Below are 12,241 nucleotides of genomic sequence, written 5' to 3'. Positions count from 1 at the left end.
TTCTGAGGTTTATGCAGTATTAGCATCTGTTTCCAAATGTTATCCTCCACTTAAGGGCAGGTTACCCACGTGTTACTCACCCGTCCGCCACTCGGTTTTAAAGCAATCAGTCCGAAGACTTCATGCAACAAAACCTCGTTCGACTTGCATGTATTAGGCACGCCGCCAGCGTTCATCCTGAGCCAGGATCAAACTCTCATATAATGAGTTATTTGAATAGCTCGTTTGTTGTTCTTCACTAAGACCGAAATCTTAGATCCGAGATTTACTAGCGAATTGACTTCGCTCATGTTTAATTCTTTTCAATTAAGAAAAGCCCTATCACATTTACGAAACTTTGTTCAGTTTTCAAAGGACTACCTTGTTGATAGCTGCAATCAACTTCATAAGTTTATCATAACTATCAGCTCGTTGTCAAGAAAAAGTTTGAAGAACTTTTTCGCTTGAACATCTTGGAGACGTTCGCGACAACTTATTTATCATACCAACTTTTTCAGAAAGTGTCAACAACTTTTTTTGCTGACCTTTTGGAAATGCCGGTGTTATCAAAAAGACAACTTTGATATCATACCAAGTAGAAGAGTCATCGTCAAGGACTTTTCAGGAAAACTTTTGAAGGAGGCTGATCTGCTATGGATGAAGCCCAATGGAATGAATTTGCAGAAACCTATGCCATGATCCAACAAGAGTCAACGTTGCCGATCGAACAAGACCTGGTGCGTGCATTAGCGACACGTTATCCATTGGCTAATTTCACTGTCGCCGACTTGGCCGCAGGTTCTGGACGCTATGCGTTACCTTTGAGCCAACACGGGGCAAAAGTCACCTTATATGATTGGTCGATCGCCATGTTGCACTACGCCAAAGATTGGCTAATGAAACACCACCAACAGGCACAATACCGCCAAGCTGATTGGACGACGCTAAATGCGCCGCTAGCTGACTTGGTATTTGTCAGCCAACTGCCAACTTTAAATGCCGACCAACTGCTTCAATTAGAAGCTTTGGCAACCAAAGCCGTCGCGATCAATACCCAAAGCCGGCAAACCGACAGCCTCCAACAACAACTTGCCGACCAATTAGGCTGGACGATTCCACCGGTGTATCAAGCAGATCCTGACCATGCCAAAACCTATTTAGCCAAATTACATGACTTACACCGTCAACCTCACCATCAAAGCTTCACTTACCAGCGCCAAGAAACTACGACGATCAATGCCACGATGCAAAGCTTCGACCAACCGTTTTCCTTAAAACTTGCCGCCCAAATGGCTGAGTCCTTCCATGTCTCACATCCCCAAGCGCCGCTGACGACCACCATCACTTATCGCTTTGAATTGATCGATTGGCACAAACCCGAATAACGCAAAAACCACCAGCTGCTGTCGATAACGACTGCACTGGTGGTTTTTTAGTGGCGCAAGTTTTCGATATTGATGCGGGTATCGACCCATGAGTCGTCATAAAAGCCGGCTTCATGTGACACCAGCAACACTGCGCCAGGATAATTGATCAACGCAGTGCGCAAGGCATTTTTGGTATCGTCATCTAAATGGTTAGTCGGTTCGTCCATCACTAAGATATTCGTATCTTGCAACATCAGATCGGCGAGCTTGACTTTGCTTTGTTCCCCACCAGATAACAACTGCAAGGGTTTGTCGGCTTCTTCACGCGTCAAGCCGGTGCGTGACAAAACTTGACGCAACGGGCGCTGCGACAATGCCGGGTATTCGCCTAACAGAAATTGCAGTGGGCTTTGCTTAGGGATCGCCCAGCGCAGCTCTTGTTCAAAGTAGCCAAACACCACATTTTCAGCGATCGATACGGAACCGTCGATGGCCGGCAGTTGGCCTAAAATGGTTTTCAACAAGGTGGATTTCCCGATCCCGTTGAACCCTTCTAAAGCGATCACTTCATCTTTGGCGACTGAGAAATTGATCGGCGCCAGTAGCGGCTTTTCATAACCGACGACTAAGTTGTTCACGTCCACTAAGATCTGGCGTTGCACTGGCGTATAAGGAAATTCAATATGCGCCTTAGGCCGAGTGCCAGGCGGAGTCAAACGATCGATATGGGCCAATTGCTTTTCGCGCGAACGCGCCATGGTCGAGCGGGTGCCGGCTTTGAACTTGGCAATAAAGGCTTCAGATTTTTTGATCTGGGCTTGTTGTTTGTTGTAAGCCTTCAGATAGGTTTCGTGATCTTTTTCCTTTTGTTTCATGGCTTGGTGCAAAGAACCGGTGTATTTGGTGATCTGGGCAAATTCAATGTCCAACACCGCATTGGTGACATTTTCCAAAAAGTCGAAATCATGGGAAATGACGATAAAAGCACCGGCGAAATTCTGCAGCCACTCAGTCAGCCATTCGATATGGCCGACATCTAAGTAGTTGGTGGGTTCATCGAGCAACAACATGTCAGGCTTTTCTAATAGTAGCTTGGCCAAAATGATCTTGGAGCGCTGGCCCCCAGACAAAGCGTCAACTGGGTGATCAAAGCCGATGGCATCCAGGCCTAAGCCAGTCCCCACGGTTTCGATCTCAGTTTCCAGATCATAGAAATTGCCTGCTTCTAGGGCTTGTTGCAATTCCCCGGCTTTGGCCAACAACTCATCATCTGGGTTTTGGGCATAGTCGGCATAGATCTGATTCATTTTGGCTTCTTTGGCATAAAGACTGGCAAAAGCCGTTTTTAAAAAGTCCATCACCGATTGGCCTGGTTGCAAGTTGGCATACTGGTCCAAATAGCCGACGCGGACATGCTTTTGCCAAATAATGGTGCCTTCATCTGGCTCCATGGCCCCAGTCAGGATCTTAATGAGGGTAGATTTCCCCACCCCATTTTGACCCACGATGCCTAAGTGGTCTTCCTTATTGACTTGAAAGCTGGCATCTTGGTAGAGCTGCTTATCGATGAAACGTTGTGACAGATGCGTGACGGTCAAGACACTCATGGGTCGGATCCTCCTCTGATCGATTTTCTGAAAATTGTTCTATAATAGGCTAGCACAACTTGCACCAGCAAGCAAACCCACAAGCGACTTGTGAAACCAAAATCCGCCTTTTGCCTCAGGTGAATTCTTTGTATTGGCGCGCCCCTGTGGTAAACTTAACGCAAATAATCCTTCGAGGTGGCTTCGTTGAAAAAAGAAAAGTCCAGTGCCATGCGCTCGGCGATCGAGTTGATCGTGTTGTTTCTCGTGGTGATCTTAGGCACGCAGCTTTTGATGCATTACGTCTTAAGCAAAGATATCGTCCAAGGCACATCGATGCAACCGACGCTTGAAAATGGCGACCGGCTGTACAGCGTGCGTAACAAAGCCGTGCACCGCAACAACATCGTGGTGATCGACGCGCCAGATAAACCTGGTCAACTGTACATCAAGCGGGTGATCGGCATGCCTGGAGACACCGTCGCCGTCAAAAGCGGCAAGCTTTATATCAACGGCAAAGTCCAAACACAACCTTACTTAAAATCCAGCTTCATGCAAAAAGAACTCAATGCCTACGCGGCGCAACAAGGCGTCGCGGCTGGCAGTTTACAATTCACGCCAGACTTTAACATCGCCACATTAGCCGCCACGCAATCCAAAACCGTTCCGCAAGGTGAGTACTTCGTGATGGGGGATAACCGCTTGGTGTCTCACGATGGCCGCGACTTTGGGTTTATCGCCAAAGACAAAGTGCAATCGGTGGTCGTTTGGCGCTATTGGCCAATAACCAAAATGAAAATTTATTGAGCCAGCTAGCCGAGGTCACTGCCTCGGCTATTTTTGACCCCAAAAAGTCAAAGACCCTTGCTGTGTCACTTCCAAGAACAATTGGAAGCGACATCGCAAGGGTCTTCGACTTTCACCTTAAAGCGTTTCAGCCAGGGCTTGAGCATATTGTTGTTGCACATTGTCATAAAAACCAGCGTCAACCAGTTGTAAGTAAGGGTCGATCATAAAATCAAACAAATGCCAAGTGATCGCTTTAAGGATCGTCCAGCCTAACAAACTGAGCTTCAACACGAAATAATCCAATTTATTCCCGCGCATCATTTGCCAAGAATGGCCCACAGCTTGCATGGCACTAAAGCGCCCGTTTTCAGCACGGTGCTTGCCGTCATAGTACACATAAAAACTCATTGCCGTACCAAATACGATCGGGATCGCTGGGATCACAAAGGCCATCAAGCCGATCATCCGCAGGACTTCCATCAACACGCCAACCAATAAAATACCAAAGAAATATTGCCCATTGAACAAGCGCATCACCGCATGACCTGGGCGCACCCGATCGGCGCCGCGATAGACATCCAAAGCCGTAAACGCCACGCCTTGGGTGAACCATAACAAGACCAAAGGCTTTAGCATCGGCGTATTGGCGTCAACATTTTGACTGTAGTACTCAGCAAATTTCGTGGGTTCAAGCGCCATGCGCGACACCCCAAATTTAGTCATCAATGCCACGGTGCCTAAAATCGTCACCAAGGTAAACACCACGGTGATCAGCCAAGGCAAAAGATTGGCGACCATCATTTGCCCCCAAACGCCAGGTTGTTTCAGCTGGGCTTTGGCGCGCTGTTTGATCTGTTGTCGCGTGAGATTTGGTTGCATTAGCGGTTAGACTCCTCCTTAGGCAAATGAGATGTGGCCACACCCACGGCGCGCTTTTCCTTCATGGCGATTTGGCTGATGCGCCATAACGCTGACAATTGTTGTGGGATCGCGCCGATCACCCCAAGCGATTGGGTCGCAGAATCAAAGCGCACCACATGGTGATACCCTGGGTTGCCGTAATAATAAAAGCGACTGGTGGCCATGATATAAGCGGTATTGAACAATTCGTCTTCCATGATCGCGACGTTTTCATCAAAAGTCAACGCCAGCGCTTCGATCACTGAGCGACGATAAAACTTGTTCCACAAATACCCGCGCACTTTGCCGACAGGCGCCAACATCCCACGCATCAATTGGCCTTTGGTCAACACCCGATCGCCAAGCAATTTATCAGCCACCGGTTGGGGATCAGGATTATCGGTATAAAACGGGCTGATCAACAAGTCATAAGGGCCCGCTTCTAACGTCGTGACAAAATTCTGCAGGTAAGTTGGCGCGACCCAATCATCGCCGTCCATAAAGGCCACATATAACCCGCGGGCTTTGGCCAAGCCCGCATTGCGCGCCGCAGAAACACCGCGGTTTTCACTGAAGTAGATCGGTTCGACCCGGCGATCGAGTTTGGCCGCTTGGGCGATCACTGCAGCAGAGTGATCCGTCGAGCAGTCGTCGATCAAAATGATCTGTAAATTTAAATAAGTCTGCGCCATCAGACTTTGCACACTACGCTTGAGATACTGTTCCACGTTGTAAACCGGAACGATCACCGACACTAACGGTTCTGCCACACACTCACCTACTTTTTGATATGCCCTTCAGTATAACTGTCTGAGCGGTTTCAAACAAATTCTAACAACTTCCTTGTCGCATTGGTGATAAAACCGGCAAGCTTAAGCACAGATTAAGGAATCGCCACGATCAAATCCGTATGCGCATCAAACCAAGCTTGTTGCGCCGGCAAAATCGCAGTGTCAGAGATCAACGTGTCAATGGCTTGCAACTCAAAGCCGCGATAGGTGGCATCAGTGCCAAATTTCTGCGCTTCTGCCACCACGACCACTTTTTTGGCGGTTTTAGCCACTGTGCCTTTGATCTGGGCATCATTTTCATAAGCGAAAAACAACCCGTCTGCGTTAACTGCAGTGGCACCGATAAACGCCGCGTCAAAATGCACCTGACGAAGGGTCTCAAGCCCAGCAACGGAATAAAAAAAGCGCGCATGATGATTCAAGTTCCCGCCAAGCAAGCGCAACGTCACTTCTGGCCGCACTGCCAATGCAATGGCATTGTCCAGCGAATGGGTATAGATCGTCACTGGCACCGTGATGCTTTGCGACAATTTCAACAAGGTGGTGGAATCATCAATGAAATACACCCCGCCTGGTTGGATCAGCTTCAACGCCGCTTGCGCCATGGCGGATTTTTCAGCAGAAAACAGCTTTTGGCGCTCAGAGTAACTAGGGATCGTGTGGCCAAAAGTCAAGCTGACGATACCGCCACGTGTTCGCCGCCCGGCACCAGCGGCATCTAAGGCCACAATGTCACGCCGCGCGGTATCGCGAGACACCCCAACAGCATGCATAATGTCTTCGATGCTTAATTCTTGTTTATCCTCTAACAGTTTCTTGATCTGTTCAAACCGTTTTTCCCGATACATGGCCATAGCGAAACCTCCAACGGCATAATTACTTCTATTATAACCGAAACCCCGCCCTTCTGTCTCATGATGTCAGATCCACCGCCAACTCCTAGGCGATAAGCAGACGTAAAAACACCGTTGCAGTCCAGACATAAGTCACATAGTCGCGTTCCATAAAGCACCGCCAAGTCAAACAAGCGGCTCTGCACCGCGATTCAAAGTGCGAATCGTGGTGCAGAGCCGCTTGTGTGATTGGCTAAAACCGCTTTATGTCTCAGCCTCACGGTGCTTTTTTGGCGCAGAAGTTACGTCTGATTCAATTTTAGCCGACCACTTCAACGGTGGCGTATAACACGCCAGCTGAAGGGATCTGAGAACTTGGCATGGCCACGTCTAATTGGTTCGGGTTGCCTGCAGCAAAGGAACCAGTATCATTGACCGTGCGATACCATACCGTGCCGTCAGACAACGTGATCTTCAAGCGCGTGCCCCGTGGAAATGTCGACAAGTTAGCGGCAACGCCACTGTAGCCCATGTTTGAGCCCATCACAGCAGGATCATAGAAACTTAATTTAAAGGTCCCTTTGTTGGTGGTCGTTGTCGTTGAAGTCGTCGCAGCACTTTGGCTAGCGGCAGCTTGTTGTTGCTGTTGTTGCGCAGCAGCAGCCTTTTGAGCAGCAGCGGCTTGCGCGGCTTTTTGTTGGGCCACGCGTTGTGCTTCGGCAGCTTGAGCCGCTTTTAAGGCAGCGGCTTTGGCTTCAGCGGCTTTTTTCGCCGCCGCGCGTTCGTTGGCTTCGGCGATCAAGTTGCGACCAGGTTTGATCACGATTTTTTTAACAGGATGTAAAACGCGGTTGGTTTTCACCACGGTTTTGGCAGAATCTTCTGCAGTTGCTTGGGTATCGTTTGCTTGTGCTTGATGTTGCGCACTCGTATTCGTATCGATGGCTTGGACCGATTTAGTGGCGGTATTGATGGCGAACATGCTACCTAAAACTGTCACCGCAGCGGCTGCCATGACGTGTAGTCGTTGACTTAAAATAAGCTTCACTCCTAAAATTTGTGTTCCGTTTCCCTTAACAACTTGCAGTATAGGCAACCGGTGTGTCAGCGTAATACCAGAAACATGTCAAATTCAGTTGAAATCGTCACATTGTTACCTGTCTGTTATACAAGGAACCTGAAATATTTTTGTTACAAAATGACTTATCCGCTTACAAATTGCAACCAGCCTTGCCCCTATAGGATTCTGTGTGAAAAATGACAAAACCCCTTGACCTCGATGAGAAAATGCTATAAGCTGACAATAATCAAAACACGTTGACGAGATAAGTAGCAATTCAAGTTTCCTAAGAGAGCCGATGGTCGATGCGAATCGGTGAAACCAGATCGCGAAAATGGTCTCTGAGTATTGCCGCAGTGAGCCTTGCAAGCTGTAGCCGGGTACGCCCGTTATTGCGTTACCGTATCGCGCTTAGGCGCCGTACGCATAAGTGTTTATTGGTAACAATAAGCAAAATTCGGGTGGTACCACGCCAAAAGCGTCCCGTGATCAAATCGATCACGAGGCGCTTTTTTTATTTCGATGAAGGAGGATGGGCCTATGGCGACTGTTTCGATTTTAACTGGCTTGACGCAAAACCACATTGTCCCCACTGCTTCTGCCAAGCATGTCTTGGTGTTGAACTTAATGCCTAACCACGCGGTGACTGAACAGCAGATCGCCCAGGTTTTTGCCCAAGGCACCCAAGACGTGGCGTTGACGTTTTGCTTACCAAGCACGCATCACTTATCCAAACATGCCACGCAGATCCACCAAGCGTATAAGACCTTTGATCAAGTCGAAAGCCAATATTTTGATGGGTTGATCATCACCGGCGCGCCACTGGATCAACTCAAGTTCTCCCAAGTAGACTTTTGGCCGGAATTTCGTCGGATCTTGACTTGGCGCAAAGCCCATACCAAAGGCGCCTTATTCATTTGCTGGGGCGCTTACGCTGCTGGGACGATCGAAGGGGTGTTTCACGGGAAACAATTGCCCCACAAAATTTCCGGCATTTATACCACCGATGGCTTGACCATGCCGCATTCACGCTACTTCACGATCCCTTTAGACGCGATCCAACAAGGCGTTGTGGTGGCTGGCTCCAAGGCACTTGGGGCCACGTTGATCCACGACACCACTAGTAATTCTTGGTATTTAGCGGGGCATTTGGAATATCAAACCGGCACCTTGCGCGCAGAATATTATCGCGATCTGGCCAAAGATCCCCACACGCCGCTACCAGCGCATTATTTTGATCGCGACTTGCGCCCGCAAAATACTTGGCATGATCAAGCCACCCAAGTTTACACCACTTGGTTAAATACATTAGACGCTCGGAGGCAAGCACATGGTTAAATTAGCCACTCAATTGATTCAAGGTCCAAATGGTACAGATGATCAAAACACTGGCGCAGTGGTACCGCCGTTATATTTCTCCACTGCGTTTCGCCATCCGGGATTAGGCCAGTCGACAGGCTATGATTATTCGCGCATGACCACCCCCACGCGGGCTTTACTGGAAACCCAACTGGCCGCGATCGAACAAGGCACCCACGCTTTTGCGGTAAGTTCTGGGATGGCAGCAATCGACTTGGTCTTTTCGACATTCACCAAAACTGGCGATCACTTCATCGCCTCAGACGATCTTTACGGCGGGTCGTTTCGCTATTTTGACGAACGTGCAACGCGCTATCAGATCCCGTATGACACTTGGGACGGCGTCGACGTCGATGCCTTGTTGTTAGCGTTAAAGCCCAACACCCGCTTGATTTGGCTAGAGACGCCATCTAATCCCACCATGAAAATCATCGACATTGAAGCTGTCAGCTCAGCGGTGCATGCAGTGCGTCCAGATATTTTGATTGCCGTGGACAACACGTTTTTGACGCCGGTATATCAACAACCTTTGACATTAGGCGCTGATCTGGTCGTCCACTCCGCTACCAAATACTTAGGCGGGCATAATGACATTTTGGCAGGTGCGGTGATCTGCGCAAACGACGACTTAGGCGAGCAGTTAAGCCAACAGCTCACCACCACCGGCCAAAACTTAGATCCTTTTGACGCGTGGTTATTGATCCGCTCGCTCAAAACGTTAAATATCCGCATGCACGCCCACACGCAAAATGCTCGGATCGTTGCCAAACACTTAGCCGCTACGCCAGGTGTCGACCGCGTATTATACGCCGGCGTTGGTGGCATGATCAGCTTTTATTTAAATGAAGCCTACAGCGTTGCGCGCTTCTTGAAAAACTTACAAGTCGGCTCGTTTGCTGAAAGCTTAGGCTCAGTGGAAACTTTGATCACCATCCCGGCGATCCAAACCCACCATGATATGCCCCAAGCGCAACGCGAGGCGTTAGGGATCTTCAACAATTTGATCCGCGTTTCTGTGGGGCTAGAAGATGCCCAAGATATTACTGACGATTTCGACCAAGCAATCGCCGGCGCCAAAAAGGAGTAACCCATCATGCATGACAACACCAAGATCATCAAAGCCACCACGGTCAAAGACCCGCTTTCAGGCGCCGTCAACACCCCGATCGCGTTGAGTTCCACCTTTTATCAAAACGATTTTGATCACTTCGGCGAATTTGACTATTCACGTTCTGGCAATCCCACCAGAAAAGCTGGCGAACAAGCCGTCGCGGCGTTAGAAAATGGCAAATTCGGCTATCTTTATAGTACCGGGATGGCGGCGATCTCCAGCGTGTTGAGTATTTTTTCGCAAGGCGACCACTTATTGGTGACCAAATTCGTATATGGCGGAACGTTTCGAATTTTAGAAGACGTGTTGTCACGCTTTGGCATCACCCACACCTTCGTTGACCCTACCAATTTAGCTGCAGTCAAAGCCGCGATCCAACCCAACACCAAAGCCATTTATATCGAATCCCCATCAAATCCGGTGCTAAAAGTCACCGATATCCCAGCGATCGTTAAGTTAGCCAAAACTCATGACTTATTGACCATCGCCGATAACACCTTCATGTCCCCAGTGTTACAAAAGCCGCTTGATCTCGGCGTGGACATTGTGGTGCATTCTGCCACCAAATTCTTGTCTGGCCATTCAGACATTTTAGCTGGGGCAGCAGTCACCAACGATCCTGACTTGGCCAAGCGCATTTACTTCATTCAAAATGCTTTCGGCGCCACACTTGGCGTCACTGATACGTTCTTATTGGTGCGCGGCATCAAAACCTTAGGCGTGCGCATGGCCCAATCTAGCCGTGCCGCCCAACAAATCGCCGAATGGCTCAATGCCCAAGGGCAAGTCACGCGGGTATGTTATCCAGGCTTGCCAAGTGATCCCGGCTACGCGATCCAGCAACAACAAGCCGTCAATGGCGGCGCCGTGTTGAGCTTTGATGTGGGTAGCGCCAAAAACGCCAAGATCATTGCGGAAAGTTTGACCATTCCAGAATTTTCCGTCAGCTTAGGCGGCGTGGAAACCATTTTGTCCTATCCGGCCAAAATGAGCCATGCGGAAATGAGCCCTGAAGAACAACTGGCTTGTGGCATCACCCCAGGGCTGTTGCGGTTTTCAGTGGGACTGGAAGATCCAGAAGATCTGATCGCGGACTTGGCGCAAGGGTTGGCCAAACTTTAGTCACAAAGAAAGGAAGATCCAGATGAGCACACGAAACGTTGGGCTGTTAGGCCTTGGTACAGTTGGCCGCGGGGTCGCTGCGATCATTGCGCGCCAAACCCCACAACTGGCCCCATTACATCTTAAAATCACCCGCGCGGCAGTGCGCCATCTCACGCCTAAGCGCCAAGCAGATCATCCAGATATCGCTTTGACCACTGACGCGTTGAGCATCGTCAACGACCCAGACATCCAAATCATCGTCGAAGTGCTTGGCGGCATCGACTTGCCTTTTGCCTTGTTGACTCAGGCGTTGAAAAACGGCAAACAAGTGATCACTGCCAATAAAGACTTGATCGCCACACATGGCCAAGAACTCACCGCTTTGGCGCAACAACATCACGTCGCCTTGAATTACGAAGCCGCAGTAATGGGCAGCATCCCGATTTTGCGCACGTTGAACACCAATTTTGCTGGCGATGAGATCACGGCTTTGGCAGGCATCGCCAATGGCACCTCGAATTTCATTTTGTCGCAAATGCAAGCAGGCGCGAGCTACACTGAGGCCCTACAACTCGCCCAACAAAAAGGCTTCGCCGAAGCTGACCCCACTAACGACGTGGAAGGCTTAGATGCCAGCTACAAGTTGTTGATCTTAAGTCGCTTGGCGTTTAATTTAGATCCTAAACTTTCGAGCATTCACCGCTTAGGCATCACCACTTTGCGGCGGGCAGATTTTGCCGCGGCAGACTTTTTTGGCTATACCATCAAGCCGTTGGTGCAAGCTATTCGCCAAAATCAACAATTGCGCTTATCCGTGGCGCCAACGCTGGTGCCTAAAAATCATGCTTTAGCTGGGGTCAGCGATGAATTCAATGCCATTCAACTGGTGTCTAACAATACCAACTCTTTGACGCTTTCCGGCCCTGGTGCTGGGTCTTTGCCCACTGCCAATGCCGTGGTGGCAGACTTACAAGCCGTGGCATTGAATCTGCAAGCGCATTTGACCCCAGTCAACGCTGCGACGCATTTGCAACCAGCCACTGGCTTAGACTTGCCCACGCAACAAGTGATCAGCTTAACGACTAATGGCATGGTCACCGGCTTAGATGTGGCGACACAACTAGGCATTCACGGGCAGATCTATGCTGCCGGCGACCAGCTGCATGTGTTGACCCAAGCTGTCGATCGCCAAACTGTCGCCCAGTGGCAAGACGCGCTAAGTCATTTTGTCGGGATCCAATTGCACCACATTCTGCCGGTTTATGACCCAACGGTACGCGGATTCGTGGAAAAATTTCAAATTGGTGAGAAAAAAATGAATATTACCGCTTGACTTTGGCAAAACTTTAATTTATTCTAGTC

At 49.3% G+C, this 12,241-nt stretch carries 11 protein-coding genes, 1 rRNA gene and 1 other annotated feature; of the genes, 6 read left to right on the top strand and 6 right to left on the bottom strand.

All coding sequences use genetic code 11. The features are described from left to right. A 16S ribosomal RNA gene (locus ACKTSG_RS08620) occupies nt 1-204 on the bottom strand; the annotation flags it as partial. Nucleotides 205-632: 428 nt separating this feature from the next. On the opposite strand from ACKTSG_RS08620, the gene ACKTSG_RS08615 reads away from it, so the two are divergent. Beyond that, nucleotides 633-1,364, top strand: coding sequence for a class I SAM-dependent methyltransferase (locus ACKTSG_RS08615; RefSeq protein ID WP_407893853.1), 732 nt, complete (start codon nt 633-635; stop codon nt 1,362-1,364). A gap of 47 nt (nt 1,365-1,411) precedes the next feature. Here the strand turns inward: ACKTSG_RS08615 and ACKTSG_RS08610 are convergent, their stop codons facing one another. Further along, nucleotides 1,412-2,953: an ABC-F family ATP-binding cassette domain-containing protein gene (locus ACKTSG_RS08610; RefSeq protein ID WP_407893851.1), complete on the bottom strand. Its 1,542-nt coding sequence runs from the start codon at nt 2,951-2,953 to the stop codon at nt 1,412-1,414. Between the two features lie 186 nt (nt 2,954-3,139). Between ACKTSG_RS08610 and lepB the strand changes: the two genes are divergently transcribed. Continuing rightward, a complete protein-coding gene (lepB, locus tag ACKTSG_RS08605; protein WP_407893849.1) occupies nt 3,140-3,739 on the top strand; it encodes a signal peptidase I in 600 nt (199 codons plus the stop codon). A gap of 117 nt (nt 3,740-3,856) precedes the next feature. Here lepB and ACKTSG_RS08600 read toward each other — a convergent pair whose 3' ends face one another. The 4 genes from ACKTSG_RS08600 to ACKTSG_RS08585 all read right to left on the bottom strand — a co-directional run bounded on the left by ACKTSG_RS08600 (nt 3,857) and on the right by ACKTSG_RS08585 (nt 7,227). Then, complete coding sequence (locus tag ACKTSG_RS08600; protein ID WP_407893847.1) at nt 3,857-4,600, bottom strand: DUF975 family protein; 744 nt, start codon at nt 4,598-4,600, stop codon at nt 3,857-3,859. Continuing rightward, entirely contained in the window at nt 4,600-5,391 is a 792-nt protein-coding gene (locus ACKTSG_RS08595) for a glycosyltransferase family 2 protein (RefSeq protein WP_407893846.1), read from the bottom strand. Before ACKTSG_RS08595 ends, ACKTSG_RS08600 begins: the two co-directional genes overlap by 1 nt. A gap of 113 nt (nt 5,392-5,504) precedes the next feature. Continuing rightward, nucleotides 5,505-6,266: a DeoR/GlpR family DNA-binding transcription regulator gene (locus ACKTSG_RS08590; protein WP_407893844.1), complete on the bottom strand. Its 762-nt coding sequence runs from the start codon at nt 6,264-6,266 to the stop codon at nt 5,505-5,507. A 298-nt stretch (nt 6,267-6,564) separates the two neighbouring features. Beyond that, nucleotides 6,565-7,227 (bottom strand): hydrolase, encoded by a 663-nt coding sequence (locus ACKTSG_RS08585; protein ID WP_407893857.1) that lies wholly within the window; start codon nt 7,225-7,227, stop codon nt 6,565-6,567. Nucleotides 7,228-7,553: 326 nt separating this feature from the next. Continuing rightward, nucleotides 7,554-7,794, top strand: a binding site (T-box leader). Between the two features lie 51 nt (nt 7,795-7,845). Between ACKTSG_RS08585 and ACKTSG_RS08580 the strand changes: the two genes are divergently transcribed. The 4 genes from ACKTSG_RS08580 to ACKTSG_RS08565 are packed head-to-tail and all read left to right on the top strand — an operon-like array spanning nt 7,846 to nt 12,212. Beyond that, nucleotides 7,846-8,643, top strand: coding sequence for a homoserine O-acetyltransferase/O-succinyltransferase family protein (locus ACKTSG_RS08580; RefSeq protein ID WP_407893842.1), 798 nt, complete (start codon nt 7,846-7,848; stop codon nt 8,641-8,643). Continuing rightward, on the top strand, nt 8,636-9,751 hold the full coding sequence (locus ACKTSG_RS08575) for a trans-sulfuration enzyme family protein (protein ID WP_407893840.1): 1,116 nt from the start codon (nt 8,636-8,638) through the stop codon (nt 9,749-9,751). Before ACKTSG_RS08580 ends, ACKTSG_RS08575 begins: the two co-directional genes overlap by 8 nt. A 6-nt stretch (nt 9,752-9,757) precedes the next feature. Continuing rightward, the gene (locus ACKTSG_RS08570) at nt 9,758-10,897 is read left to right on the top strand and encodes a trans-sulfuration enzyme family protein (RefSeq protein ID WP_407893838.1); all 1,140 of its coding nucleotides are present in this window, start codon (nt 9,758-9,760) and stop codon (nt 10,895-10,897) included. Nucleotides 10,898-10,919: 22 nt separating this feature from the next. Next, nucleotides 10,920-12,212, top strand: coding sequence for a homoserine dehydrogenase (locus tag ACKTSG_RS08565; protein ID WP_407893836.1), 1,293 nt, complete (start codon nt 10,920-10,922; stop codon nt 12,210-12,212). The last annotated feature ends 29 nt before the right edge of the window (nt 12,213-12,241 follow it).

Source organism: Lacticaseibacillus salsurae (assembly GCF_045862175.1).
In the GTDB taxonomy this organism is placed as follows: Bacteria; Bacillota; Bacilli; order Lactobacillales; family Lactobacillaceae; genus Lacticaseibacillus; species Lacticaseibacillus salsurae.
The sequence above is the reverse complement of the archived record's forward strand: the minus strand, read 5'-3'. Positions and strand labels throughout refer to the sequence as shown.

Bases quoted from the DNA above. Each gene is read 5' to 3' on its own strand.
- ACKTSG_RS08590 (WP_407893844.1), bottom strand. From the start codon at position 6,266: ATGGCCATGTATCGGGAAAAACGGTTTGAACAGATCAAGAAACTGTTA.
- ACKTSG_RS08565 (WP_407893836.1), top strand. From the start codon at position 10,920: ATGAGCACACGAAACGTTGGGCTGTTAGGCCTTGGTACAGTTGGCCGC.
- ACKTSG_RS08580 (WP_407893842.1), top strand. From the start codon at position 7,846: ATGGCGACTGTTTCGATTTTAACTGGCTTGACGCAAAACCACATTGTC.
- ACKTSG_RS08570 (WP_407893838.1), top strand. From the start codon at position 9,758: ATGCATGACAACACCAAGATCATCAAAGCCACCACGGTCAAAGACCCG.
- ACKTSG_RS08600 (WP_407893847.1), bottom strand. From the start codon at position 4,600: ATGCAACCAAATCTCACGCGACAACAGATCAAACAGCGCGCCAAAGCC.
- ACKTSG_RS08610 (WP_407893851.1), bottom strand. From the start codon at position 2,953: ATGAGTGTCTTGACCGTCACGCATCTGTCACAACGTTTCATCGATAAG.
- ACKTSG_RS08615 (WP_407893853.1), top strand. From the start codon at position 633: ATGGATGAAGCCCAATGGAATGAATTTGCAGAAACCTATGCCATGATC.
- ACKTSG_RS08585 (WP_407893857.1), bottom strand. From the start codon at position 7,227: ATGTTCGCCATCAATACCGCCACTAAATCGGTCCAAGCCATCGATACG.
- ACKTSG_RS08575 (WP_407893840.1), top strand. From the start codon at position 8,636: ATGGTTAAATTAGCCACTCAATTGATTCAAGGTCCAAATGGTACAGAT.